General features: G+C 68.8%; 18 protein-coding genes and 1 pseudogene. 12 read left to right on the plus strand and 7 right to left on the minus strand.

What is annotated here, in order from left to right:
- The first annotated feature begins 33 nt into the window (after positions 1 to 33).
- Positions 34 to 5,100: a DNA glycosylase AlkZ-like family protein gene (locus tag KY499_RS09825; RefSeq protein WP_219885321.1), complete on the plus strand. Its 5,067-nt coding sequence runs from the start codon at positions 34 to 36 to the stop codon at positions 5,098 to 5,100.
- Positions 5,093 to 6,055, plus strand: a complete 963-nt coding sequence (locus tag KY499_RS09830) for an Fpg/Nei family DNA glycosylase (protein WP_219885322.1) — start codon at positions 5,093 to 5,095, stop codon at positions 6,053 to 6,055. Before KY499_RS09825 ends, KY499_RS09830 begins: the two co-directional genes overlap by 8 nt.
- Here the strand turns inward: KY499_RS09830 and KY499_RS09835 are convergent.
- Entirely contained in the window at positions 6,010 to 6,732 is a 723-nt protein-coding gene (locus KY499_RS09835; protein ID WP_219885323.1) for a YitT family protein, read from the minus strand. The two genes, KY499_RS09830 and KY499_RS09835, sit on opposite strands and share 46 nt — an antisense overlap.
- A gap of 60 nt (positions 6,733 to 6,792) precedes the next feature.
- On the opposite strand from KY499_RS09835, the gene KY499_RS09840 reads away from it, so the two are divergent.
- From KY499_RS09840 to KY499_RS09850, 3 genes are all read left to right on the plus strand, one after another.
- Positions 6,793 to 8,331, plus strand: a complete 1,539-nt coding sequence (locus tag KY499_RS09840; RefSeq protein ID WP_219885324.1) for a PLP-dependent aminotransferase family protein — start codon at positions 6,793 to 6,795, stop codon at positions 8,329 to 8,331.
- A 198-nt stretch (positions 8,332 to 8,529) separates the two neighbouring features.
- Positions 8,530 to 9,468 (plus strand): RluA family pseudouridine synthase, encoded by a 939-nt coding sequence (locus KY499_RS09845; protein WP_219886978.1) that lies wholly within the window; start codon positions 8,530 to 8,532, stop codon positions 9,466 to 9,468.
- Positions 9,469 to 9,537: 69 nt separating this feature from the next.
- Positions 9,538 to 10,161, plus strand: coding sequence for a DedA family protein (locus KY499_RS09850; RefSeq protein WP_123256864.1), 624 nt, complete (start codon positions 9,538 to 9,540; stop codon positions 10,159 to 10,161).
- Between the two features lie 2 nt (positions 10,162 to 10,163).
- On the opposite strand, the gene KY499_RS09855 is transcribed toward KY499_RS09850, so the two are convergent.
- From KY499_RS09855 to KY499_RS09865, 3 genes and pseudogenes are all read right to left on the minus strand, one after another.
- Positions 10,164 to 10,469, minus strand: coding sequence for a hypothetical protein (locus tag KY499_RS09855; RefSeq protein WP_123256765.1), 306 nt, complete (start codon positions 10,467 to 10,469; stop codon positions 10,164 to 10,166).
- Between the two features lie 55 nt (positions 10,470 to 10,524).
- A pseudogene (ppc, locus tag KY499_RS18780) lies at positions 10,525 to 13,345 on the minus strand (phosphoenolpyruvate carboxylase).
- A 128-nt stretch (positions 13,346 to 13,473) separates the two neighbouring features.
- Positions 13,474 to 14,148: an NADPH-dependent F420 reductase gene (locus tag KY499_RS09865; RefSeq protein WP_123256863.1), complete on the minus strand. Its 675-nt coding sequence runs from the start codon at positions 14,146 to 14,148 to the stop codon at positions 13,474 to 13,476.
- A gap of 153 nt (positions 14,149 to 14,301) precedes the next feature.
- On the opposite strand from KY499_RS09865, the gene KY499_RS09870 reads away from it, so the two are divergent.
- Positions 14,302 to 15,330: an aldo/keto reductase gene (locus KY499_RS09870; RefSeq protein WP_219885325.1), complete on the plus strand. Its 1,029-nt coding sequence runs from the start codon at positions 14,302 to 14,304 to the stop codon at positions 15,328 to 15,330.
- Between the two features lie 114 nt (positions 15,331 to 15,444).
- Entirely contained in the window at positions 15,445 to 16,314 is an 870-nt protein-coding gene (locus KY499_RS09875) for a DUF1684 domain-containing protein (protein WP_258190700.1), read from the plus strand.
- Positions 16,315 to 16,321: 7 nt separating this feature from the next.
- Here the strand turns inward: KY499_RS09875 and KY499_RS09880 are convergent, their stop codons facing one another.
- Complete coding sequence (locus KY499_RS09880) at positions 16,322 to 17,551, minus strand: acyl-CoA dehydrogenase family protein (protein ID WP_123256763.1); 1,230 nt, start codon at positions 17,549 to 17,551, stop codon at positions 16,322 to 16,324.
- A complete protein-coding gene (locus KY499_RS09885; RefSeq protein ID WP_123256762.1) occupies positions 17,548 to 18,345 on the minus strand; it encodes an SDR family NAD(P)-dependent oxidoreductase in 798 nt (265 codons plus the stop codon). Before KY499_RS09885 ends, KY499_RS09880 begins: the two co-directional genes overlap by 4 nt.
- A gap of 174 nt (positions 18,346 to 18,519) precedes the next feature.
- On the opposite strand from KY499_RS09885, the gene KY499_RS09890 reads away from it, so the two are divergent.
- From KY499_RS09890 to KY499_RS09910, 5 genes are all read left to right on the plus strand, one after another.
- The gene (locus KY499_RS09890) at positions 18,520 to 19,707 is read left to right on the plus strand and encodes a glycoside hydrolase family 76 protein (RefSeq protein ID WP_219885326.1); all 1,188 of its coding nucleotides are present in this window, start codon (positions 18,520 to 18,522) and stop codon (positions 19,705 to 19,707) included.
- Between the two features lie 166 nt (positions 19,708 to 19,873).
- Positions 19,874 to 20,929, plus strand: a complete 1,056-nt coding sequence (locus tag KY499_RS09895) for an iron ABC transporter substrate-binding protein (protein WP_123256760.1) — start codon at positions 19,874 to 19,876, stop codon at positions 20,927 to 20,929.
- Between the two features lie 5 nt (positions 20,930 to 20,934).
- Positions 20,935 to 22,527 carry an iron ABC transporter permease gene (locus tag KY499_RS09900; protein ID WP_183164600.1) on the plus strand — a complete coding sequence of 531 codons (1,593 nt, stop codon included), beginning with the start codon at positions 20,935 to 20,937 and terminating at the stop codon, positions 22,525 to 22,527.
- Entirely contained in the window at positions 22,524 to 23,699 is a 1,176-nt protein-coding gene (locus tag KY499_RS09905; RefSeq protein WP_123256759.1) for an ABC transporter ATP-binding protein, read from the plus strand. The genes KY499_RS09900 and KY499_RS09905 overlap by 4 nt, the downstream gene beginning before the upstream one ends.
- A 327-nt stretch (positions 23,700 to 24,026) precedes the next feature.
- Positions 24,027 to 25,676 (plus strand): amylo-alpha-1,6-glucosidase, encoded by a 1,650-nt coding sequence (locus tag KY499_RS09910; protein WP_219885327.1) that lies wholly within the window; start codon positions 24,027 to 24,029, stop codon positions 25,674 to 25,676.
- On the opposite strand, the gene KY499_RS09915 is transcribed toward KY499_RS09910, so the two are convergent.
- Complete coding sequence (locus tag KY499_RS09915) at positions 25,629 to 26,513, minus strand: phosphatase PAP2 family protein (RefSeq protein WP_219885328.1); 885 nt, start codon at positions 26,511 to 26,513, stop codon at positions 25,629 to 25,631. The genes KY499_RS09910 and KY499_RS09915 overlap by 48 nt on opposite strands.
- Positions 26,514 to 26,549: the final 36 nt, after the last annotated feature.

The following is a 26,549-nucleotide window of genomic DNA, read 5'->3' on the forward strand; positions in this document are numbered from 1 at the left end:
AAGAGTGTCGGTGCCGTAAGGCATGATGGAGGAATGACGGGGCAGGAACTCGCTGGCGGCACACTCGCGGCCGACGCCATGGACCGGTTCAGCCGGCCGACCCGGGACTGGTTCCAGGGCGCTTTTTCCGCGCCCACCCCGGCCCAGAACGGCGCTTGGAACGCCATTTCCTCCGGCTCGCACGCCCTCGTGGTCGCTCCCACCGGATCCGGCAAGACCCTCGCCGCCTTCCTTTGGGCCCTGGACCGGCTGCTCGTCTCCGTTCCCGCCGAGCCGGAATCACTGCCTGGCCTGACGCCGGCAACCGGAAAGGGCACCCGACGGAAGGCACCCCAGCGCAAAACCCGGGTGCTGTATATTTCCCCGCTTAAGGCCCTCGGCGTTGACGTCGAACGAAACCTCCGCGCCCCGCTCATCGGCATCACTCAGACCGCCAAACGCCTGAACCTGCCGGCGCCCCTGATCACCGTCGGGGTCCGCTCCGGGGATACGACGACGGCGGACCGGCGTGCGCTGCTCAGCCGTCCGCCCGACATCCTCATCACCACACCCGAGTCACTGTTCCTGATGCTGACTTCCAAGGCCCGGGAAACCCTCAGCGAGATCGACACCATCATCATCGATGAGGTCCACGCTGTCGCCGGAACGAAACGCGGCGCCCACCTCGCCGTCTCGCTGGAACGCCTCGATGCGTTGCTGCCCAAGCCGGCGCAGCGGATCGGGCTGTCCGCGACGGTGGAGCCGCGGGAGCTCGTGGCACAGTTTCTGGCGGGCTCGGCGCCCGTGGAGATTGTTGCGCCGCCATCGCGGAAAAACTGGGACCTGACCGTCTCCGTCCCCGTCGAGGACATGACCGATCTCCAGGGCGCAGCCGGGGCCTTCGACTCCGGCCCGGCCTCGGGCCTGCAGCCGCAGGCCTCCATCTGGCCGCATGTGGAGGAAAAGATCGTGGACCTGGTGCTGGCCAACCAGTCCACCATCGTGTTCGCCAACTCCCGCCGGCTCTCCGAGCGGCTCACGGCCCGGCTCAATGAAATCTATGCCGAACGGCAGCTGATGGCCGCCGCCGCCGCCGGCGGCTGGGATTCGCTGCAGGATGACGGTTTGACCGGCCTGCCGGCTGACGGGGCCGGATCAGCCTTCGGATCCACCGGCGGAAACGGATCAGCCGGCGGATCCGCGCTGGCGCCGGCGTCGACGGCCACCCCGGCACACATGATGGCGCAGGCCGGCAGCACCGCCGGCACCGACCCGGTGCTGGCCCGCGCCCACCACGGATCCGTGTCCAAGGACCAGCGCGCCCTCATCGAGGACGACCTCAAGTCCGGGCGGCTGCGCTGCGTCGTGGCCACGTCGTCGCTGGAGCTCGGCATCGACATGGGCGCCGTGGACCTCGTCGTCCAGGTCGAGTCGCCGCCCTCGGTGGCCAGCGGATTGCAGCGCGTGGGCCGCGCCGGGCACCAGGTCGGCGAGATCTCCCAGGGCGTCCTGTTCCCCAAGCACCGGGCGGACCTTGTGCACACCGCGATCACGGTCGAGCGGATGCTCGGCGGCAAGATCGAACGGCTCAGCGTCCCCGCCAACCCGCTGGATATCCTCGCCCAGCAGACCGTTGCCGCGACCGCCCTCGGCGCGATCGAGGTGGAGGAATGGTTCGCGACCGTCCGGCGGTCCGCCCCCTTCGCTTCACTCCCCCGCTCCGCATTCGAGGCCACCCTGGACCTGCTGGCCGGGCGCTACCCATCCGACGAATTCGCGGAACTGCGTCCGCGGATCATCTGGGACCGTAACGCCGGCACCATCGAGGGCCGGCCGGGCGCGCAGCGGCTCGCCGTCACCTCAGGCGGGACGATTCCGGACCGGGGGCTGTTCGGCGTCTACATCATCGGCACCGAGGTGGAAGGGTCTGGTTCTGCGGGCGGCGACGGACGGGCCGCGAGCCCGGCCGCTGCGGCAGCCAAGGGCGGACGGCGGGTCGGCGAACTCGACGAGGAAATGGTCTACGAGTCCCGGGTCGGGGATGTCTTCGCCCTCGGCGCGACCAGCTGGAAGATCGAGGACATCACCCACGACCGTGTCCTCGTCACCCCCGCCTTCGGCCAGCCCGGCAAGCTTCCCTTCTGGAAGGGTGACTCCCTGGGCCGCCCCGTCGATCTGGGCCGCGCCCTCGGTGCGTTCGTCCGGGAACTCTCCGCGTCCGACGTCGGGCCGGCCACGGAACGCTGTAGGGCCAGCGGCCTCGACGACTTCGCCGCCAACAACCTCATCCAGTACCTCGCCGAGCAGAAGCTCGCCACCGAGGTGGTCCCGAGCGACACGACCCTCGTCGTCGAGCGTTTCCACGATGAGCTCGGCGACTGGCGGGTGGTGCTGCACAGCCCCTTCGGTATGCCCGTCCACGCACCGTGGGCGCTCGCCGTCGGCCAGCGACTGCACCAGCGCTATGGCATGGATGGCTCCGCGATGGCCGCCGATGACGGCATTGTGCTGCGCGTTCCCATGATGGAGGACGAGCCGCCCGGCGCGGAATTGTTCCTCTTCGACCCGGAGGAGCTGGAGCAGATCGTCACAGCCGAGGTCGGCGGCAGCGCCCTCTTCGCCTCGCGGTTCCGCGAGTGCGCGGCCCGGGCCTTGCTGCTGCCCCGGCAGAATCCCGGCAAGAGGCAACCGCTGTGGCAGCAGCGCCAGCGCTCGGCCCAACTGCTGGACGTCGCCCGGAAATACCCGACCTTCCCGATCGTGCTCGAAACCGTGCGCGAATGCCTGCAGGATGTTTACGACCTGCCGGCCCTCAAGGACCTCGCCGCCGCGGTGGAACGGCGTGAACTGCGGATCGTGGAGACCACCACCCAGCAGCCCTCACCGTTCGCCAAGTCCCTGCTGTTCGGCTACGTCGCCCAGTTCCTGTATGAGGGCGATTCGCCGCTCGCTGAGCGCCGCGCCGCCGCGCTGGCCCTGGATTCGACCCTGCTCAACGAACTCCTCGGCCGGGTCGAGTTGCGCGAACTCCTTGATGCCAGCGTCATCGATGGGACCGAACGGGAACTACAGCGGCTCACCCCGGACCGGAAAGTGCGCGGGCTCGAAGGCGTCGCGGACCTGCTGCGCCTCCTGGGTCCGCTGACCCCGGACGAGGTCGCCGCCCGGCTGGAGGCCGTGACCGCGGAGAGTGCCCCGGCACCGGCGGCACCGGCGGCACCGCTCGCCGACGCCGCCGTCGCGCACCTCACCGCGCTGTTGCGGGCCAACCGCGCCATCAAGGTGAACATCGGCGGCGTCGAACGCCACGCCGCGGTCGAGGATGCGGCCCGGCTTCGCGACGCCCTCGGTGTTCCCCTGCCCATGGGCGTGCCGTTGGCGTTCATCGAGCCCGTCGCTGACCCCTTGGGTGATCTTGTGTCCCGGTATGCCCGCACCCACGGTCCGTTCACCGCGGCCGAAGCTGCGGCCCGGCTGGGACTCGGAGTCGCCGTCGTGGGCACCGCGCTGAAGCGGCTCGCAGCCGACGGTCGTGTGGTCGAGGGTGAGTTCCGCCCGCACCCCGCGCCGCCCGAAGAAAAGCTACCGGCGGGGGACGACGGAGTAGGCGATCGGGCGGACGAAGACGGGACCGCCGCCTGGGTGCCCGCCGCCGTGGCTCAGCCTCTCACCGGAGCCAGCGAATGGTGCGACGCCGAGGTGCTGCGCAAGCTCCGCCGCCGCTCACTCGCAGCCCTGCGGGCCGAAGTGGAACCCGTCGACGCGGCCGCTTATGGCCGGTTCCTGCCCGCCTGGCAGAACGTCCGCACACCGGACAGCCGCCGGGGCCAGTCGGTCCTGCGGGGACTGGACGGGATCATCACGGCCGTCGACCAGCTTTCCGGCGTGCCCATCCCGGCGTCCGCCTGGGAACCGCTGATCCTGGCCAGCCGTGTGGCGGACTATCAGCCAGCGATGCTGGACGAGCTGATGGCCGCCGGGGAAGTCCTCTGGTCCGGCGCGGGGGCGCTGCCGGGGAACGACGGCTGGCTCAGCCTGCACCTGGCAGATTCTGCCGACCTGACGCTGAACCCTGTGATCGGCTACGAGCCAGGGGACGCTCAGCAACGGCTGCTGGAGCACCTGAAGACCAACGGCGGCGGCTACTTCTACCGGCAGTTGAAAGAGATCGCCGGGGGCATGGATGCCGTGCTCGGCGATCAGGACGTCGTGTCCGCGCTGTGGGACCTGGTATGGGCCGGCCGGATCACCGGCGACACGTTCGCCCCCGTCCGGGCATTGATCGCGGGCGGTCACACCGCGCACCGGCAGGCCGCGCGGGCACCGCGGGCCAGGGCGCCCCGGCTGAGCCGCCTGGGCCGGGCGCACGGCACCGGGCTGCTCGGCTCGCCCGGACTCGACGGTGGACGCCACGGCTCCGCCGGGGGAGGTTTGCCTACTCCCCCGCTGGCCGCCGGACGCTGGTCCGCGTTACCCGCCCCCGAACTTGATCCCACCATCCATGCCCGGGCCACGGCGGAATTGCTGCTGGACCGCTACGGTGTGCTGACCCGCGGATCGGTCATGGCGGAGAACATCCTGGGCGGCTTCGGCCTGATGTACAAAGTCCTGGCCCGGTTGGAGGAAGCGGGCCGCTGCCGCCGGGGCTACTTCATCGAACATCTTGGCGCGGCCCAGTTCGCGGTGCCCGCCACCGTCGACCGGCTGCGTTCCTACGCCGAGGACAGCCAACTGGCCAAGCCCGATCCCATGGCGCTGGCCCTCGCCGCGACCGACCCCGCCAACCCTTACGGCGCTGCCCTGCCGTGGCCGGGCCTCGACGTCGAGGCCGGCACCGGCCACCGGCCCGGCCGGAAAGCCGGGGCCCTTGTGGTGCTGGTCGACGGCGCTCTGGTCCTTTACGTCGAACGAGGCGGCAAGACGCTGCTGGCATTCACGGACGACGCCAACATCCTGGCTGCCGCCGGAGTTGCCCTCGTAGGAGTGGTGACGCGCCGGGCAGTAGATAAGTTGATCATGGAGAAAGTCAATGGACACGGCATCCTGGACACCCCGGTCGCCGCCGCCCTGGCCCATGCGGGCGCCTACTCCACACCGAAGGGGTTGAGGATCCGTGCCTGAGGGCGATTCCGTCTGGCGGGCGACCGCCCAGCTGCATGCCGCCCTTGCGGGACAGGAGCTCATCTCCTCGGACTTCCGGGTGCCGCGCTTCGCGACGCTCAACCTGGCCGGCTGGACCGTGACCGAAGTCGTGCCGCGCGGCAAGCACCTGCTTATGCGGCTCCGGCGCCCGGCCGGCGCCGCGGACGGCGGGGCCGGAGGCGGGAGCCTGGCCGCTGGAGGCCCGGCCCGGCCGGGCGACCCGGCCCGGCCGGCCCGGCCGGGCGACCCGGCCCGGCCGGCCCGGCCGGGCGCGGCAGACGAGGGGCTGACCATCCACTCACATTTGAAGATGGAGGGCACCTGGCAGGTCTATCCGCCGGGAGGCCGGTGGCGGAAACCGGGGTTCACGGCCCGGTGCGTGTTGCGGACGGCCACGGCTGACGCCGTCGGTTTTTCGCTGGGAGTCGTTGAAGTGGTCCGCACCTCGGAAGAGGACTCTGTGGTGGGACATCTCGGGCCAGACCTATTGGGTCCCGACTGGGACATCGCCGCGGCCGAGGCCCGGCTCCGCGCCAACCCGGAGGTTCCAATCGGAGTCGCGCTGCTGGACCAGCGGAACCTCGCTGGCATCGGCAACATTTACCGCTGCGAGGCGTGCTTCCTCTCCGGAGTTCACCCCGCGGTGCCGGTAGCGGAGGTGCCGGACCTCACTGCCATGATCACCCACGCCAAGGTTCTGCTGGAAGCCAATCTGGGGCCAGGGCGCCGGGTGACCGTGCTCAACCCGCGCGGGACGCCTGTGGGCCGGACCTCCGGATTGCCCGGCTACTGGGTCTACCGGCGCGAACACCAGGCCTGCCTTAAATGCCGGACCCCGGTGCGCCACGGGGTCCTCGCCAAAGGAACGGGCACCGAGGAACGGGACATCTACTTCTGCCCCAAATGCCAGCCGCTGCCGGGTGCCGCGGGCTGACGCCCGGCAGGATCCACCGTTGCCGGCTCGGCGCTGGACAACTCCGGGGCTGGCTGCCCGGGGCCGGCAGGTCCGGACCGCGCCTGCGCAGGCATGACCCGCACCGGCACCGTGAACCACGGCAGCAGCAGTTGTACCAGCGGGCCGATGGCCAGCGCGTAAACCACGGTCCCGACACCGACTGAGCCGCCCAGCAGCCAGCCGGTGGCCAGAACCACGGCTTCGATGCCTGTCCGGGAGTTCCGGACCGACCAGCCGGTGCGCCGGGCCAGGCCGGTCATCAGGCCGTCCCGGGCGCCCGGGCCAAAGCGGGCGCCGATGTAGCAGGCGGACGCGATGCCGTTGAGCAGCACGGCACCGGCGAGCATCCCGATCTGCCCGCCAAGGTGCGAGAACTCCGGAATCAGTGCGAGACCCACGTCGGCGAACACCCCGACAAGCACGGCGTTGGCCAGCGTCCCGAACCCGGGCCGCTGCCGCAGTGGGATCCAAAGCAGCAGAACCAGGAAACTGACGATCACCACGACGGTGCCGATACTCAGGCCCACCCTCCCGGCCAGGCCCTGATGGAACACATCCCAGGGGTCCAGCCCGAGCCCGGCCCGGATGAACATCGCCAGGGATACGCCGTACATGGCGAGGCCGATCAGGAGCTGGAGGATTCTGCGGGTCATCATGTTCTCCATCCTGACGATAACTGGCCTTGTAATCCATAGCCAGTTTGAGATACTGGCCTTATGTCCGGCTCCCTGGCTCCCAGTTCCCTCGCACGGCTGCTCGGCCGGTGGAATCCCGGCGCCGCCCCGGCGTACCGTGAGCTGTCCGACGTCGTCCGTCTCCTGGTCCTGGACGGCCGGGTCCCGCTCGACGTCGCACTGCCGAGCGAACGTTCCCTGTCAGCCACGCTCGGCATCAGCCGCACCACCGTTACGGCCGCCTATACCGCGCTGCGGGAGCAGGGGTTTTTGAGCAGCGGCCAAGGCAGCCGCGGCAGAACGTGCATCCCACAGCCAGGACCGCGCGGCCCGGGCTTGACCGGCGCTGCGGGCCGGGCTGGCAGCACCGGCAGCGGGCGGTCCGGCCTGGCCGGCGGGTCAAACCTCAGCGGGCCTCCGGGTCTCCCCGTTCCGGACGGGCTCCTCGACCTTGCCTACGCGTCGCTGCCTGCCAGCGGCGAAGTGGTGCACCGGGCGTTCGCTGCCGCACTGACCGAATTGCCGGCCCTGCTGCCCGGCTTCGGCTACGACGCGCTTGGCGTCCGGCCCCTGCGGGAGGCAATCGCCGCCCGGTACACGGACAACGGCGTGCCAACCTCGCCCGCCCAGATTCTGGTGACGTCCGGCGCGCAACATGCCCTGAACATCGTTTTGCGTGCTCTGGCCAGCCGGGCCGACAAGGTGCTCGTCGAACATCCGAGCTACCCGAACGCCCTTGACGCCATCCGGTCCGCCGGCTGCCGCCCGATCCCCGTGTCCATGCCCCCGGCCGGCCGGCACCCCGCGGAAAGCTGGGATCTTGATGCGATGGAGGCCACGCTTCGGCAGCAGCGGCCAGCCCTGGCCTATGTGGTCCCGGACTTCCACAACCCCACGGGCCGGCTGATGCCGGATCCGCAGCGGCGCCGGCTCGTCCGCGCCGCCGCCGCGTCCGGCACTGTGCTGGTGGTGGACGAGACGCTGCGGGAACTGAACCTTGACGCCGTGGCCTCCACGCCGCTGGCCGCCTTCAGCCCGGCTGTGGTCTCGATCGGTTCGCTCAGCAAATCGCACTGGGCGGGCCTGCGGACAGGCTGGATCCGCGCCGAGGAGTCCCTCATCACGCGCTTCGCGGCCGCCCGCACCATCATGGACCTCGGCGGTCCCGTCGTCGAGCAGCTTGCCGCCGCACATCTTGTCGGCGCTCTCACCGAACCGCTCCCGGCACGACTGGGCATGCTCCGTGAAAACCGTGAGGTCCTTATGGCGCTGCTCGCCGATCATCTGCCCTCCTGGGAGGCGGAACGGCCCGACGGCGGACTGTCCGTCTGGTGCCGCTTGCCATCGCCGGCCAGCACGGCGATGGCGGTGATCGCACCGGACTTCGGCCTGAGGCTCGCAGCCGGTCCCCGGTTCGGCGTTGGCGGCGCGTTTGAGTACTATCTGCGCGTGCCGTTCACGTTGCCGCCGGAGGAGCTGGAAACCGCCGTGCTGGCGTTGCGGGCTGCCCAGGACCGGCTGGCGGCAGCCCCGCAGCTCCGGCGCCGGCCCCAGGCTCTGCCCGTCGTCGCGATCGCCTGAATTCCCGCCGTCGTAATCGGCGTGCTCCCGTCCGTTTCGACGTTCCCGTGCAATTTCGCTGCGCCGCGGCGTCGTATCTGCAGGGCACCGTCTAAATGGCGGCAGGGGAAAGGCTGCAGGGGTAAGGGAGCGCGGGCGGGGGCGCCAGCGGGTGCGGCGGGGAGTCCGTTCTGGGCCGCACCGTAGAATGGACCGGTGATGCAATCCCCCCTCCCCGTGCGCGACGGCGTCAACGCGACCCGCCTCCGGCTCCCGGACGAGGGTCCCTGGGGCACTGCGATGGACTACATGATGCACCGGTGGGGACACATCGACCCGCAGGGCATCGAGGACCGGTTCGACGCCGGTGAGATCGTGGGCGAGACAGGCATCGCCCTGGATCGGACCACACCGCTGCGGGACCACACCTTTATCTGGTACTACCGGACTCTGCCGCCCGAGACCCGGATTCCGGTGGAGTTGAGCATCCTCCACCAGGACGAGCATCTGCTTGTCGTGGATAAGCCGCACTTCCTGCCGACGACGCCCGGCGGCACATACATTCAGGAATCGGCGCTGGTCCGGCTGCGGAACCAGCTCGAGCTGCCGGACCTCATCCCGATGCACCGCCTGGACCGCATGACGGCCGGCATCCTGCTGCTCTCAACCAATCCCGAGACCCGCGGCAAGTACCAGGTGCTCTTCGAGAAACGCCAGGTCCGGAAGGAATACGAGTGTGTGTCCGCGGCCCTGCCGGCGCCCGGCCATCCGGCCGTGGGCTTGCCCATCGTGGTGCGGAACCGGATGACCAAGTCACGCAGCTACCTGCTGGCCGAAGTCATCGACGGTGAGCCCAACGCGGAAACCCGGATCGAACTGCTGAGGACGCTCGACGGAGGGGCCTCCACGGGCGGTAGGCGCCGCGCCCTCTACCGCTTGGAGCCGCATTCGGGCAAAACCCATCAGCTCCGCGTGCACATGGCCTCGCTCGGCCTGGGAATCGTCAACGACGCGTTCTACCCCGACCTGCTGGACAAAGCCCCGGACGACTACACCAAACCGCTCCAGCTTCTGGCCCGCGGCATCCGCTTCGTGGACCCCATCAGCCGGCAGCCGGTGGAGTACCGCAGCCGCCTCCGGCTCAGCGAAGCCCACTAGCCCGGCCGCCGCTGACACTGGCCCGTCCGCCGGCGCACCGGCCCGCCGAATGTGCGGTACGTTGTGGCCATGGACTTGGGCAATGCCGACACGTGGGGTGCCGCGATCTATTTCTGGATAGTCCCCACGGTTTTCGGCGATGCCATTTTCCCTCCCATTCCTTCCGAGATGCTGGTCATCACCGGGGGTGTCCTGTCCGCGGAGGGGCGGGCCAACCTCTTCCTGGTGGGACTCGTGGCCGCTGTGGCTTCGTGGCTGGGCGATCTTGTGGTGTTCCAACTCTTCAAGCGGCGCCTGAGCCACGTTCTGGACCGCTGGAAATGGGGCCGGGCGTTCCATGCGGGCGTGCATTCGGCGATCGCGCATGCCGGCCGGTCGTCCACCTACGGGGCAATCATCGGGGTCCGGTTTATCCCGGGCGGACGGCTCGCGACATCGGCCGCGGCGGGGATCGCCGACGTCTCGACACGCGCCTTCAGCCTCTGCGCGGCTCTGGGCGGTTTCCTCTGGGCGTTTTGGTCCGCCGCTCTGGGCTATTTCACCGGTTCCGCGACACAGCTGCCCTTCTGGGCCAGCTCCCTGATCGGCGTCGGCGTCGGGCTGCTCATCGGGGCGGTCATCGGAGTGATCGTCACGCGCCGACGCGGCAACCGTTCCGCCATCGATGACCCCGCCGAGGAACTGGATATCTGAGCCTAGACGGGGGCCCAGCGGCCGCGGCTGCGGCGCAGCACTGTCAGGGATCCGGTCAGGGCCACGCGTTCCACGGCGTCGCGCATCATCGCCGCCGACTCCCGCGCCTGGTGGTTCTCCGCCGGGTAGGACGTCGCATCGACCAGGAACCGCAGATTCAGCTGCGGCACGCCGCCCGCCAGATCAAGCTGGTTCGATTCCACGTGATGTCGTGTCCCGAGCGCCTCGACGGCGGCCTCCATCACAGCTTCAGGAGGGCTGCCGGGTTTAAGCCCGGTGATCTTGAGTCTTGTCTGGAACGAGGGCATGCTTCCACCCTAGTCGTCGGCCGGCGGGGGCAGTCCGCCCGGCCCCGCCGGGGTGCTATCCGGTGTTGCGCAGGCCGGCAGCGACGCCGTTGACCGTAATCAGCATGGCGCGCTGGAGGCGTTCGTCGATTTCAGCGCCGGAGATACTCGCCCCTGGCGGGGCATCGGCGCGGATCCGGCGCAGCAGTTCGACCTGCAGGTAGCTGATCGGGTCCAGGTACTGGTCGCGGATTTCCAGCGACCGCTTGAGCGTGGGCTGGGCATCGAGGAGCACATCCTCGCCCGTGAGGCTCTGGATTTCTGCGACGGTGAGCTCGTATTCGGCACGGATGGCGCGGAACAGGTGGTGCAGTTCCTCGGGAACCAGGGTGGAGACGTAGTACCCGGCGATGTCCATGTCCGTCTTCGCCAGCGTCATCTCGACGTTGGACAGGACCGACCGGAAGAATGGCCAGTCCGCCGCCATCCAGACAAGCTGCGCGGTGTGGCCGGCGTCGCGGGCCGCCTTGAGCCCGGACCCGACGCCGAACCAGCCCGGCACGATCTGCCGGGATTGGGTCCAGCCGAACACCCAGGGAATGGCGCGCAGGCCTTCGAGTCCGGCGCCCGAGTCGGGCCTTTTGGAGGGCCGGGAGCCAATATTCAGCGATCCCAACTGCTCCACCGGGGTCGAGGCCATGAAGTAGGCGGGCAGGTCCGGGTCGTCGATCAGTGTCCGGTACCGGGCGAACGCCGCGTCGGAGATGGTTTCCATGACCTGCCCGTAGCCCTCGCGCTGGTCCTCCGAGGTGCGTGGGTCGCGGTGCAGCGCCGAACCCTGCAGAACCGCCGCTAGCGAGAGTTCCAGGTTCTCCCGGGCCAGCTCGGGCAGCGAATACTTGTCCGAGATGACTTCGCCCTGCTCGGTGAACTTGATCTCACCTTCCAGCACGCCGTTGGGCTGGGCCATGATCGCGTCGTAAGTCGGTCCGCCGCCGCGGCCCACGGACCCGCCACGGCCGTGGAAGAGGCGCACCCGGACGCCGTGCTTTGCGGCGACGTCGCGGAGCTTGCGCTGGGTTTTGTGGATCTCCCACTGGCTCGTCATCACGCCGGATTCCTTGTTGGAATCCGAATAGCCCAGCATGATTTCCTGCAGATCGCCGCGGAGCCGGACGAGCTCGCGGTAGGACGGGTCCGAGAGCAGCCGGTCCACGATCTCGGCCGAGGCGCGCAGTTCCTCCACGGTCTCCAGCAGGGGCGCAAACCCGATTTTGGCGTACGGCGCCTCACCGAAGAGGCTCACCAGCCCGGCCTCGCGGGCCAGTACGGCTGCGGCCAGGACATCGTCCGCGCCGCGGGTCATGGAGATGATGTAGGTTTCGATCACGTCGGGGCCCGTAGGTGCGCAGGGAGCGCCGGATCTCACGGAAGACGTCGTACGTGGCGTCCGCGACGCCGTCGAGCTTAATTGGGTGGCCGGAGAGCGGCCGGCGGGAGGCGAGTTCCGATCCCAGGACTTCGAGCCGCTCGGCCCGGCTGAGTTCGGCGTAGCGGACGCCCGGCCCACCGAGCCGGTCCATCAACTGACCGACCGCGTCGTGGTGGTGGTCGGCGTGTTCCCGGATGTCCAGGGTGGCCAGGTGCAGGCCGAAGGAGGCGATGGCCCGGCGGACCCGGGCCAGGGCACCGTCCGCGGCAAGTGCCGCCTGGTGGTGCCGGAGCGAGCGTTCCAGCAGCCCGAGTTCAGCGAGGAGTTCGGCCGTGGCCGAATAGTCGCGGCCGGGCTCGTGCGGGGCTCCGGCACCTACCCGCCGGGCGGTGTTCATCAGTTTGGCTTTAATGCAGGTGAGCTTGAGCCGGTAGGGCTCCTGGGCGTTGAGCTCCAGCACCCGGCGGTCCAGCCCGGGAAGGTGTTTGAGATCGACGGCGATCGAGTCCAGCAGTTCCTGGTCCGCCCCGGCCAGGGCTGTCGAATTCGACAGGACGGAGATCAGTCCATCGACCAGGCCGATGCCGATCCGCACGGCATGCTGGTTCTGGATCTGCAGGATCTCCCGCGTGACGGCGGCCGTCACGTTCGGGTTGCCGTCCCGGTCGCCGCCGATCCACGAGCCGAACCGGATCGGGGCCTTGTCCTCGGGCAGCGTGACGCCGTGTTCGCCGAGCAGCCCGGAAAAATCAGCCAGCATCTCCGGCATTGCGTCGCTGAGGATGCCGGTGAGGTAGTAGATGGCATTCCGGGCCTCATCGACGGGGGTCGGCCGGACCTGGCGGAGTTCGTCGGTCTGCCACATCTGGTCGATCACTTCGGCCAGCTGCCGGTCCTGCCGGCGGCGTGCGGATGTGCCTTCGTTCGTGGCCACGGCGAGGACGTCCGAGAGCTTCCGGATCTTGTCCAGCACGGAGCGGCGCGAGGCCTCCGTGGGGTGCGCGGTGAAGATCGGGCGGACGTCGAGTGCGTTGACCACGCCCTGCAGCGTGGCCGCGCCCGCTTGTTCGACGATGTCCGCGACGGCTTTCGCGAGCCAGCCGTCTTTTTCCTGCCGGGTTCGCAACCCGCGGACCCGGTGCACCTGCTCGGCGGCGTTGGCCAGGTGGAAATAGAACGCAAATGCGCGGACCAGATCAGTGGCCTGTTCCAGCGGCAGGGAACCGAGCAGTTCGCGGACCTGGGCGACGACGTCCTGCGAACTCCACGGCCCGGTAGCGTCGGCTCCGCCCCGGGCTGCTTCCTTCGACTCCTTGGTCAGCAGGCGCACCTGCTCGACAAGTTCCAGGAGTTCGGGTCCGTGCTGGCGGACCAGGGATTCGCCCAGAAGCGTGGAAACCCGGCGGACGTCAGCCCGCAGCTCAGCGGCCAGGTCGGTGTCGGAGCGCATTGCAGTGTCAGCCATGGAAACGATCTTTCGACGGTTGGGCGTGGCTCGTACACTGCGCTGGATACTGTGAGCCCGGTTACTTACCTAAGGGATGTTACCGTGCCGCCTCCGGCCCGGGAACCCGTCCCGGATGGTGGCACACGTCAGCGCGCGATCTTGAAGTTAAAGGCCATAGTGCCGAGGGAACCCCAGAGCTGGAGCCAGACGGGCAGGAGCATTTCGGTTCCGCGCGCGGTCGTAATGTCGCCGAGGTCGATCACGTCGCGGTGTCCCAGGACCTCGAGCAGGGCCGCAACGGTGGCTTTGGCCCTGGCATCGTTGCCTGAGACAAACACCGAATGCTCGCCGCCGGCGACGCTGCGGGGATTCACCATCACGGCCGCACTCATGGTGTTCAGGGTCTTGACTACTTTGGCCTCCGGGAACGTGCGTTGGATTTGCTCGGCCAGGCTGTCGGTGTTCACCGGGTCCAGCGACGGCGGCATACCGTGGGAGAAGTCCAGCGGGTTGGCGATGTCGATCAGGATTTTGCCGGCCAGGTTCCCGGCCCCGGCCGCCGTGAGCGCGGCTACCGAGTGCAGTCCGTTGGTCGCGTTGACAATGATTTCGCCGTCGGCGGCGGCGTCGGCATAGCCCGTCAGCCTGATGGTTTTGTGATCGGTTTGCCACCCGGCGAAGGTTGCGTGCTGGTCCGGCGCGGTGCGGGCCAGCGTCCCTTCCGGATCGCGCGTCCCCATGACGAGGTGGTGGCCGTGGCCGGCGAGCGCGGCAGCCAGCGTCCGGCCGGCAGTTCCGGTACCCAGTACAGAGATGTTCATGGCGTCCTCACTGCGGTGCGGGATGGACAACAGTGTCCGGTGCTGGACCCGACGCTACCGGGCGGCCCGACGCGGGACAAGCACCGGCCCGGACATGCCGGCGGGCACCGCCGGGCCCGCGACACCGGCGGCTCAGCGGCGTATCGTCGTGCCATGACACCCCTGCCACTGACGCAGACCCGTGCCCTGGGCACCACCGGACCCGTCGCCGCCGCCATCGGGATTGGCCTGATGGGCATGTCCGACCACTACGGAGCGGCGGACGACACAGAAAGCGCGGCGACCCTCCAGGCCGCGCTCGACGCGGGCGTTACCCTGCTGGATACCGCCGACTTCTACGGTTCGGGGCACAACGAACTGCTGCTGGGCGAGGCACTGCGCGGGCGCCGCCGCGAGGACATCATCATCAGCGATAAGTTCGGCCTGCTCCGGGACCCGGCAGGCGGCTGGGCGGGCATCGATCACCGTCCCGGCTCGATCAAAAACTTTCTGGCCTCTTCACTGCGCCGGCTGGGCACGGAATATATCGACATCTACCGCCCTGCACGCCTGGATCCGGCCGTGCCGATCGAAGAGACCATCCAGGTCCTCGCGCAGCTCGTCCGGAAAGGGCACATCCGCCATATCGGGCTGTCGGAAGTCGGCGCGGACACGCTGCGCCGCGCTCATGCGGTGCACCCCATCAGCGATTTGCAGATTGAGTATTCGCTGTTCTCCCGCCGGATCGAAAAGGACATCCTGCCTACCGCCCGCGAACTGGGCATCGGCATAACGGCCTACGGCGCGCTGTCCCGCGGCCTGCTGTCCGGCCATTGGACTCCGGGCCCGGCCCCGGAACGGGACCCTCTCCGGGGCCGGGACGTCCGGTTCCGGCTCCCGCGGTTTACCGGCGAGAACCTGGACCGAAATCTGGGCCTTGTCGAGGAGTTGCGGGTCGTCGCCGAGGCCAAGGGTGTGACGGTGGCCCAACTGGCGATCGCCTGGGTGCTTTCGCGCGGGGCGGACATCGTTCCCATCGTCGGCGCCCGGACCCGGGAACGGCTGGCCGAGGCGCTCGCCGCCGGTGATGTTGAGCTGAGCCCGGACGACCTGGCCGACCTGGAGGACGCGGTGCCACCCGGCGCCGCGGCCGGAACCCGTTATGAGGTCTCCCAGATGAAGGTGCTGGACAGCGAAAGCTGACCCTGCAGCGGCGCCGGACCGCGACGCTCCCGGTACAGTGTGCAGCACCGGAATGTCCCGGGCCGGCAGGGCCTCGTTGGACTTAGTACCCCGACACCGCCATGGAGGAACCCCGTGAACCCCGTGAAACCCGGCCACACCGAAGACCGTCCCGGAGCCGATGCCCAACTGGCCCGCTGGCAGCGTTTCCGGAAGAGCCGCAACGCGGCCCTCGCAGCCGAGCACGGCTGGCTGACCCTGACGTCGTTCCAGTGGCTGGAGGGCCAGCCCGCCGCCGTCGACCTCGTCCCCGGGCGGTGGTCCACGGACGGTACCACGGCTTTCCTCACCGCGGCCGCCTCGGACGGGCTGACCATGGTGGAGGGCGGCGATCCTGTGGACGGCACGATCAGCGCCGTGCTGGGCGACGAGGAGTCTCTGCTGTGGATCCAGTTCGGCGGTGACGACGGCCGGCAGGTGGTGGTCGAACTCGCGATGCGGGCCGACAGGTACGCTCTCCGCACCCGGGATGCTGCCTCGCCGGTGTTCACGGAGTTCGACGGCGTGCCCGTCTTCGATTACCGGCCCGACCTGGTGGTCGAGGCGAGGTTCGTGCGGTACCCGGAGCCCGTCGACGTTCCGATCAGCACCGCCAACCCGCTGGTGGACGGGGTTCACCGGTCCGTGGGTGACCTCGTATTCCGACTGCCCGGCATCCCCCATGAGCTTCACCTGCAGGCTGAAGAAGAGGGCCTCGGGGCGCTCGCGGTCACGTTCCATGACGAGACCAACGGTGCGGCGGCCCCGGACCAGGCCAGCGCCGAATGGAGGAAGGTCTCCACACCCCGTCCCCGCCCCGACGGCACGGTGATCCTGGACTTCAACCGCGCCGTCAACTACCCCAGCGCGTTCACTCCCTTCGGAACCTGCCCCATGCCGGTGAAGAACAACAGCCTGGACGCCCGGATCGAAGCCGGCGAAAAAGACCCCTGCAGCGCCGTGTAGGTCTGCGCTACACGATCGCGGACACCCCCGTCACGGCACGCCCCACGATCAGCGTGTTGATCTCGTAGGACCCCTCGTAGGTGTAGATCGCCTCCGCATCGGCGAAGATCTTGGCCATCCGGTAGTCCGTGACGATCCCGTTGCCGCCCAAAAGCGACCGGCCCATCGCCACGGTCTCGCGCATCCGGGCGCTGACGTAGGACTTCGCGAGCGCCACTTGCGGCATGTCCGCCGCGCCCTGGTCCTGCAGCTGCGCGATCCGGACCATCATGCCCATGCTCGCGACGGCGTTGCCCAGCATCGTCACGAGCTGCTGCTGGATGAGCTGGAACTTCGCCAGCGGACGGCCGAACTGCTGGCGTTCGACGGCGTACTGCCGGGCGACGTCGAACGCGGCCAACTGCTGCCCCACACCCTGCCAGGCGACCATGATCCGGGAGCCGCGCAACAGCTCGTTGGTGTCTTCGAAACTGCTGATCCCGGCAAACCGGTCCGCCTCCCGCACCGCCACGTCCGTGAAGACGATGTCGGCGTTCTGAACTGTGCGCAGCGCGATTTTATTTTCGATCCGGCTCCGGCTGACCCCGGGCAGGGTGGCATCAACGATGAACCCACGGATGGCGCCGTCGGCCTCGTCCCGGGCCCAGACCAGCATGTAGTCGCAGAAAGTCCCGTTTCCGATCCAGCGTTTAGCCCCGTTGATCAGCCATACGTCGCCGCCGGGCGAACCGGCGTCGTCCGCCCCGTCCGGCACCCGCCGGGCACGGGTTTCCATGCCGCCGGCGACGTCGGAACCGTGTTCAGGTTCGGTGAGCGCGAAGGCGCCGGTGATCCGAAGGCCTGCCGCGTCCTCAAGCAACCGCGCTTTTTGTTCGTCGGAACCGAAGCCGTAGAGCGATTCCACAAAGAGGTCGTGGTGCACCAGGAAGAAGGTTGCGATGGACGTGTCCACGCGGGTCATCTCCGCGATCACGAGTCCGGCGAACAGGTTGCTATAGCCTCGCTGGGCCGGCGCGCTGAGTTCGAGGGCGGCCAGCTTGGGCAGGATGTGCGCCGGAAATTCGGCTTTGTTCCACCAGTCCCCGGCGTAGGGGGCTATCTCCCGGGCCAGGAAGTCCCGCAGCTCCGCCAGCTTGTTCCGTTCACGTGCGTTGAGCAGCGCTTCGAAGTCGAAGAAGTCGGCCGTCGGCAGCCCCGGGGTCGGGTCCTCCGCGGGGGTGTCCGTCCGGCGGCTCATTTGGGGCCCATCCGGATGGCGCCGTCAAGCCGGATAGTCTCACCGTTGAGCATGGCGTTGTCCACGATGTGCGCTGCAAGGTTGGCGTATTCCGCCGCCCGGCCCAGCCGCGACGGGTGCGGCACCTGGTGGCCGAGCGAGTCCTGCGCCTCCTGCGGCAGGCCTGCCATCATCGGGGTTTCGAAGATTCCCGGGGCGATGGTGACCACCCGGACCAGCGAGCGGGCCAGTTCGCGGGCCAGCGGCAGCGTCATCGCAGCCACGGCACCCTTGGACGCGGCATAGGCGGGCTGGCCGATCTGGCCGTCGAACGCGGCGACCGAGGCGGTATTGATGATGACGCCGCGCTCCGGGCCGCCCAGTTCCGTGGCGACCGGCTCGGTGGCTGCCATCGCCGCGGCGGCGAGCCGGACGACGTTGAAGGTGCCCACGAGATTGATCTGGATAACGCGGTTGAAGTTTTCCAGCGGGAGCACACCGTCGCGGCCCAGGACCTTGCCGGGGGTGCCGATGCCTGCGCAGTTCACCACAACACGCAGCGGCCCCAGGGCCACGGCGGCGTCGACGGCGGCCTGCACCTGAGCCTCATCGGTCACGTCCGCGGCGACGAAGACGGCCCGCTGGGCCGGGCCCACAGCCGCGGCGTTCAACTCCGAGGCGAACGCGTCCCCGTCGGATCCGGGAAGATCCAGCAGCACCACGGATGCGCCATCATCGAACAGCCGTCTCGCCGTCGCCGCCCCAAGCCCCGAAGCGCCGCCGGTAATCAGCGCGACAGTTTCTTTGATGTCCATGCATCCTCCTTGATGTGGAATCCGGCCCCGGCCCCCGGTCCTGCGCCGGGCCGGGGGCTGTGCCGTGAGCCGACCGAATGGAGTCGGCTGACAGCAAACCTTAGTTAGTGAATGTTAACTGAAATGGCGGCATTCCGCACGGGACCCCCAGAAGGCGGCGGCTAGGCTCGGGGAATGACCCGCACCGGCACGCCACAGCCTCCCGACTGGTCCGCCCGTGCCGACGAAGCGTCCCGGGCCGTGATCCGGCTTTTCGGCCGCCGGCTGTTTTTCCTGCCGGGTACGCACCTCGCCGCGACGGTCCGGCCCTCGGGCTGGCTGGCAGCCCCCGCCGCGCCGTGGCACTACTGGTGGCAGGCGCATTACCTGGACTGCCTTGTGGACACCGCCCGCCGGGAGCCGGGCAGCGGCGCGGGGCGGCTGGCGTCCCAACTGTTGTCCGGTATTCGCCTGAGAAACCTTCTGACAGTGGTCAACAACTACTACGACGACATGGCCTGGCTGGCGCTCGCCACCCTGCGTCTGGACCGGCTCCCGGACGACGGCGGCACCGGCCACCCGGCTGGACACCGGCGCAATATCCGGATCCTGCGCACCCTCACCCGGCAACTCGATTCCGCTTGCACCGCCGACCTGGGCGGCGGGACCTTCTGGAATACCCGGCGCGATTTCAAAAACACCCCCGCCACGGCACCGGCCGCGCTTTACTACGCCCGGACGGGCCAGTCCAACAAGGCCCAGTCCCTGCTGGACTGGCTCGATGCCCGGCTCTACGATCCGGACCAGGGCCTGTACCGGGACGGATTACGGATCACCGGCACCGGGCAGCCGACGCTGGAGGCAGCTGTCTACAGCTACAACCAGGGCCCCATCCTTGGCGCCCTGCTGGAGCTTGGCGGTGCGGCGAACCTGGCCCGGGCCGCCGCGCTCGTTGACGCCACAGCACACCACCTCACCGCGCCGGCACCCGCCGCCGGACGACGCGACCGGGCAACAGGCCCCGGCACGGTGCTGCGCAGCGAGGGGACCGGCGACGGCGGCCTCTTCACCGGAATCCTGGTCCGCTACCTGGCGCTGGCGGCCACGGACGGCCGGCTGCCGGCCGCTACCCGGACGACGGCCGCGTCGCTAGTCCTGGAAACGGCCGGCGCTTTCTGGAACGGCAGGCGCCACATCGCCGGGGAGGAAGGTCTCGCGCGAGCCGGAGGTTCCCTGGTTTTCTCCGTCCGCCCCGAGCTCCCGGCAGCACTGACCTACCCGCGGGGATCCGCCGTCGAACTCTCCACGCAACTGCAGGCGTGGATGACACTCGAGGCGGCCGCCTCAGTCGCCGCCCCAACAACATCGCCCGCAGACAATTAGGTCATGCAATAGTTACGTAATTCATGTGATCCTGATCACTTAAGGGGCTTTCGGGTTGGTTGCTTAGGGTTGGCTAACCTACAGTTTTTCGTAGTGAGCATGCCCTAACTTCCCCGCTCACGGGGACTAGGGCTCCCGAGAACTTCTCCTTGCAGAAAGTAGCCCCATGAAGATCCGCAACACTGCGCTGGCCGGCATCGCCTTGGCCGCCACCGCCGCGCTCGGCCTGACCGCGTGCGGCTCAGGCACCACATCCCCCGGCAGCAGCAGCGCCGCCGCCGACGGAAAAGTGTCCGGTGAGATCACCGTCTACAACGCCCAGCACGAGTCCTTGACGCAGGAATGGGTGGACGCCTTCACTGCGGAAACCGGGGTGAAAGTTACGCTGCGGCAGGGCTCGGACACCGAGATGTCCAACCAGATCGTCCAGGAGGGCCAGGCATCCCCGGCCGACGTTTTCCTGACGGAAAACTCCCCGGCCATGGCCCAGGTGGAAAACGCCGGTCTCTTCGCGGACATCGACCAGGCGACCATCGACCAGGTCCCGGCTGGGTTCCGGCCCTCCACCGACAAATGGACCGGCATCGCGGCCCGGTCGACCGTCCTCGTCTATGACAAGACGAAGCTGACCGAAGACCAGCTGCCGAAGTCCATGCTGGATCTGGCGAATCCCGAGTGGAAGGGCAAGTGGGCGGCCTCGCCGTCCGGCGCCGATTTCCAGGCCATCGTCTCCGCCCTGCTGGAACTCAAGGGTGAGGAAGCCACCGCGGAATGGCTTAAGGGCATGAAGGAAAACTTCGCAGCCTACAAGGGCAACAGCACAGCCATGAAGGCCGTCAACGCCGGCGAGGTCGAGGCCGCGCTGATTTACCACTACTACTACTTCGGGGACCAGGCCAAGACCGGCGAGAATTCCAAGAACGTCTCCCAGCACTACTTCAAAAATCAGGATCCTGGCGCGTTTGTGTCGGTCTCCGGTGGCGGCGTGCTGAAGTCCTCGAAGAACGCGGCGGCCGCCCAGGCGTTCCTGACGTTCATCACCGGCAAGAAGGGCCAGGAAGTCCTCCAGCAGGGCACCTCCTTCGAATACGCCATCGCCTCCGATGTTCCGGCCAACGACAAGCTCGTTCCGCTGGCGGACCTGCAGGCTCCCACGGTGGACCCGGCCAAGCTCAACTCCGCTAAGGTGTCCGAGCTGATGACAGCGGCAGGGTTGCTCTAACCCGCGTGGCAACTAAGCTGACGGTTCCCAGAACATCCGGGGACACGACGACGGCGGGCCGGGGCAAACGTCCCCGCCCGCCTTTCGGCGTCTCCGTGATCGCACTCCTGGCGGTCCTGATCGCCTTGTTTGCGCTGGTTCCCCTCGGCTACGTCGCCGTGATGACAGTGACCACCGGCTGGGACACCGCCGTCTCGCTGATCTTCCGCGAGCGTGTCGGGGAACTGTTGTTGAACACGGTGCTGCTGATGGTGGTCACAGTGCCGCTGTGCCTCGTGCTCGGCGTTGGTGGCGCTTGGCTGGTGGAGCGTACCGGCTTGGGCGGGCACCGGGTCTGGGCGGTGTTGCTGGCGGCGCCGCTGGCCATTCCCGCTTTCGTCAACAGCTATGCCTGGGTCTCGGCGGTGCCGTCCCTTGGCGGGCTGTGGTCCGGTGTGCTGATCGCCACCCTGTCCTATTTTCCGCTCGTGTACATCCCGGCGGCCGCCACCCTCAGCCGGCTGGATCCGGCGATCGAGCAGTCCGCCGCATCGCTGGGCCTCGGCGCCTGGCGGGCGTTCTACCGGGTGGTGCTGCCGCAGCTGCGGATCGCGATGACCGGCGGCGCGCTGCTGGTGTCGCTGCATCTGTTGGCCGAGTACGGCGCCTTCGCGATGATCCGGTTTGACACCTTCACGACGGCCATCATGGTCCAGTACCAATCCACCTTCAACGGTACCGCCGGGAACATGCTGGCCAGCGTCCTGGTTTTCCTCTGCCTCATCCTGCTGCTCGGGGAGGTCCGCAGCCGCGGCAATGCCCGGTACGCCAGGGTCGGCTCCGGGGCCCAGGCCAGGGCCCTCCGGCTGTCGCTGCACCGCTACCAGCTGCCCGCCCAGCTGTCCCTGCTGGCACTCACGGCGCTGGCCTTCGGGCTTCCGCTCACCTTCGTGCTGCGCTGGATTGTTGCCGGCGGGCCCGCCATCTGGACCGCGGCGGAGTTTATGCCCGCCCTCCTGCAGACCCTGATGTACGGCCTCGCCGGCGCCTTGGCCACCACAGTGGTGGCGTTCCCTATGGCGTACCTGGCCGTGCGGCACCCGAGTCCGTTCAGCAAGGCCCTGGAACTGTCCAACTACATCACCAGCTCGATGCCCGGGATCGTCGTCGGCCTCGCCTTCGTGACGGTAAGCATCAGGGCCGTGCCCGGCTTGTACCAGACCTCAACGCTGCTGGTCGCGGCCTACGTCCTGCTCTTCCTGCCGCGGGCGCTGGTCAACATCCGCTCCGGCCTGGCCCAGGCCCCTAAAGAACTCGACGAGGCCGCGCAGGCGCTGGGCAAGCCGCCGCTGCTGGCCTTCCTCCGGGTGACGCTGCGCCTCACGGCCCCGGCGGCAGCGGGCGGAGCCGCGCTGGTCTTCCTCGCGATCGTCAACGAACTCACGGCGACCTTGCTGCTCTCCCCCAATGGCACCCGGACCCTGGCCACGGAGTTCTGGAGTAAGAGCAGCGAGATCGACTACGCCGGCGCCGCCCCCTATGCCCTGCTAATGATCGTGATCTCCGCCCCCATGACTTACCTCCTCTTCCAGCAGTCCAAGAAAGCAGCCGGCCAGTGACCAAAACCAGCTCCTCCCGGCTCCCGGAACCGCGCGTTGCGCCCTCGGTCGCCTCCACGACCAACAGCCACCTGGAAATTGACGCGGTCACCAAGAACTTCGGTTCCCAGTCCGTACTCAAAGGCGTCAACCTGTCCGTGGCCAAGGGCGGAACGACGGCGATCGTTGGTCCATCGGGTTCCGGTAAGACCACGCTGCTGCGGTTGATCGCCGGTTTCGAGAACCCGGCTACAGGGAGTATCTCCCTGGACGGAAGCAAAGTGGCCGGCGACGGCGTTTGGGTGCCGGCACACAAGCGCCACGTCGGCTACGTGGCACAGGACGGCGCGCTGTTCCCGCACTTGAGCGTCGGCAAGAACATCTCCTTCGGCCTCGATCCCGCCAGCCTGCCGGGCGGAAGCCGCGGCGTCAAGGACCGCGTCGCGGAGCTGCTGGATATGGTCTCGCTGGACCCGTCCATGGCCAAACGCAGGCCCCACCAGCTTTCCGGCGGTCAGCAACAGCGCGTGGCCCTCGCCCGGGCCCTCGCCCGCGAGCCGGAACTCATGCTGCTCGACGAGCCGTTTTCCGCCCTGGATGCCGGGCTCCGGGTCGCCACCCGCCGCGCCGTCGGCAAAGTGCTTCACGACGCCGGCGTGACCACCATCCTGGTGACCCATGACCAGGCCGAGGCCTTGTCCTTCGCCGATCAGGTGGCCGTCATGCGCAGTGGACGGCTGGCACAGATCGGCAACCCGTTCGTCGTCTACACCCGCCCCGCCGACCGCGCCACCGCCGAATTCCTGGGCGACGCTGTCATCCTCGAAGCCTGGATGGAAGGCTCGCTGGCCACGTGTTCCCTCGGCGGCATCCCGGTCCGCCGGCCCCCGGCCCAGGGCAGGGTCCAGCTGATGCTGCGCCCCGAGCAGATCCGCATCGCAGAGGACGGCCCCATCCGCGGGATCGTTGTGGACACCGACTACTTCGGCCCGGAGACTACGGTGCGGCTCAAGCTCGCGGTACCGCCGGTCCTCGCAGCCGGGGCAGTGGCCGACCACCGCTACCCCGGTGGCGGCGAAATCATCACGATCCGGCACTGGAACGCCTCGATTGCCCGCCCCGGATCCGAGCTGTTCCTGCGAGTTGTCGGCGAGGCCGTCGCCTTCCCGATCGAGGACGCGGCCGCCGAATAAACCCTGGCGGGCCGGAGCGCACGGCATAGGGTGGACGGATGACTGTACAGCCCGCGCTTCACCGTCAGCACTGCGCCGTCGCCGCTCCCACCCAGTTATGGCTCGACCCGGACGGGCGGCTGGCCGGCACCCCCGGCACTGACGCCCCTGTCACGCGCGCCCCAGGCTTGGGTGTTCGCAGCCCGGCGGGGCTTACCGGGCTGCTGCACGGCGATACCAGGATGCTCTGCCAGGCGCTGGTGCTGGTCAACGGCATGGAGCCCGAAGCCGCCACGGTGAAATCCGAACCCGGCGGTGTTCTGCGGGTCCGCGGACTGGTCCGCGGGATTGCGGGCCCCCGAGGATCCCGCCGTCGAACTTGTGCAGACCTGGACGGTCACGCCGGGCCTGGTGCGCCACAGCCTGCAGCTCAACACGTCACTGGCCGCCCTGGACGTGGAGATCGTGGTCCGCATTGCCGCCGACTTTACCGACATGGCCGCCATCCGTCTGAGCCGCTTCCGCGACCCCACCTCTCTTTTTGGCGCCGAGGATTCGACGTTGCGTTGGCGTGAGGGCGGCAAGACCGTCACTGCGGCAGCCACCGGCAGCAGCACCACGGAGGGCGGGTTTAGCTGGCGCGGAACGGCCCGCCGCGGCAGGGTCTTTGCGGCAGAATGGCAGGCCGAACTCGATGACGCCGACGCCGCGGTGATCGCGCCGCGGGCCCCGGCTGCGCGGTGGCCCAGCATGGGCCCGTCGGGGGCCCTGGGCACTTTGCTGGAGAATTCCCTCGATGACGTGGCCGGACTCCGGCTGGCAACCAGCGCGCTGCCGGACGCTCCGTTCCTTGCCGCGGGGGCGCCCTGGTATTTCACCCTGTTCGGTCGGGATTCGCTATGGGCCGCGCGGCTGCTGTTGCCGCTGGATGCCGGGCTCGCCGGCGGCACGCTGCGCACGCTGGCCGCCTTTCAGTGCACCCGATCAGATCCGGCCGCCGCCGAGGAACCCGGGAAGATACTCCATGAGCTGCGGTCCGGTGAGCTGGTTTTGGAGAGCCAGGGGCTGCGCCTTCCTCCGGTGTACTTTGGCGCGGTGGATTCCACTCCGCTCTGGCTGTGCCTGCTGGGCGAACTCCGGCGTACCGGCGAGGAAGCCGACGTCGTCCGGGCCCTGCTGCCGAACGCCGCTCGGGCGGCCAAATGGCTGCCGGGTGCGGGCGGGCGGGACGCCGGAGCGGTGCCGGGCAGCGGGGCCGAGGGGTTCCTTAGCTACCGGGACGCCACGGGTCACGGGTTAAGCAACCAGGGCTGGAAAGATTCCCGGGACGCCATGCAGTTCCGCGACGGGCGGCAGGCCGACGGCCCCATTGCGCTCTCCGAAGTCCAGGGCTACGCCTACCAGGCTGCCCTGGAAACCGCAGATCTTTTCGATGCGTACGGGGAACCCGGCGGAGCGGCCCTGCGGGACTTCGCTGCTGCCCTGCGGCAGCGCTTCCGCGAGAGTTTCTGGATTCAGAACGACGGCGGCCGGTTTCCGGCCATGGCCCTCGACGGCAACGGGGAACCCCTGGATGTTCCCGGCTCGAACATGGGCCATCTTCTGGGGACGGGCATCCTGGACGCGGACGAGGCCAGGCTCGTCGCGGACCGGCTGCTCAGCCCGGAACTGTTCTCCGGGTACGGACTCCACACCCTCTCCCGCGAGGCCGCCGGCTTCTGGCCCTTCAGTTATCACTGTGGTTCGGTCTGGAGCCACGACACGGCCATCGCGATCCGGGGACTTCTTGCGGAGGGCTTCGGCCCGGAAGCCAGAATCCTGGCGCAGGGCCTGTTGGCGGCCGCGGGCTCCTTCGGCCACCGGCTGCCCGAGCTCTTCGCCGGCGTGGGGTCGGCGGACTCCGGAGTTGCGGTGCCATACCCGGCCTCGTGCCATCCGCAGGCGTGGTCCTCAGCCGCTGCGGTCGTGATCGGCCAGACGCTGGGCGTCGGGCCGTAGGGGCGTCCGACGACGGTCGGCAGAGGGTGCGCCGGCAGTGGGCGCATCGGCAGAGGGTGCGCCGGAAGTGGGTGCATCGGCAGGGGGGCCGCCGGCCCGTTCGACCGGTACCGGGTCAGCCACGGTCCTGGCAGCCGGCGCAGGGCGCCTGGCCGCACGCAGCCCGTCGACCAGCATCACGAGCCCGGTCACGGCGATGGCCAATCCGATGGACGCCAGGACATCGGTCAGCCAGTGATAGCCCAGGTACAGCCGGCTCAGGGCGACCGCCCCGGTCCCAATGGCGGCAGCCGCATAGGCGAGGACTGCCGTCGTCCGCGTCGTCAGGCCCGACACCAAGAGGTAGGCCAGAACGAAAAGAAAGACGCCCGCACCGAAAGTATGTCCGGAGGGGAAGGACAAGGCATCGTCCGGGCCAAGGAGAAAATCCCTTGCGGGCGGGCGGGCGCGGCCCACCTGCTGTTTGATCAGGGTCGACAGGGCAAACGTCGCCATCATCGCGCCGATCAGCAGCGCGGGCCGCCAGATCTCCCGCTTCCACACGGCCCAGCCCACCGCAAGTGCGAGACCGCCAACCGTCATCGAAAGTGGCGACGTCACCGTTGTCACTGCGCCCAGCACGGCGGTGGCCCAGGGACTTCGCAATCCCACCAGTACATCGTGCACCTGCCCGTCGAGGACGGCGGGTCCGCTGCCCGTCTGGACGGCAGCAAGCATCGTCCAAAACATAGCTTCACCTATGACGAGCATGGCAGCAGCGGCGAAAAACGGCCTGCGGGACGGACCCGGCGTGCTGCGGGAGGCAGGCGTCAAGGGAGCCTGCTGGGAAGGGGGCATTTGCCCATTCTTCCGTCTTGAACTTCGGGTATCCAG

Origin of the sequence: Arthrobacter sp. PAMC25284, assembly GCF_019443425.1 — a bacterium.
Classification (GTDB): Bacteria; Actinomycetota; Actinomycetes; order Actinomycetales; family Micrococcaceae; genus Arthrobacter; species Arthrobacter oryzae_A.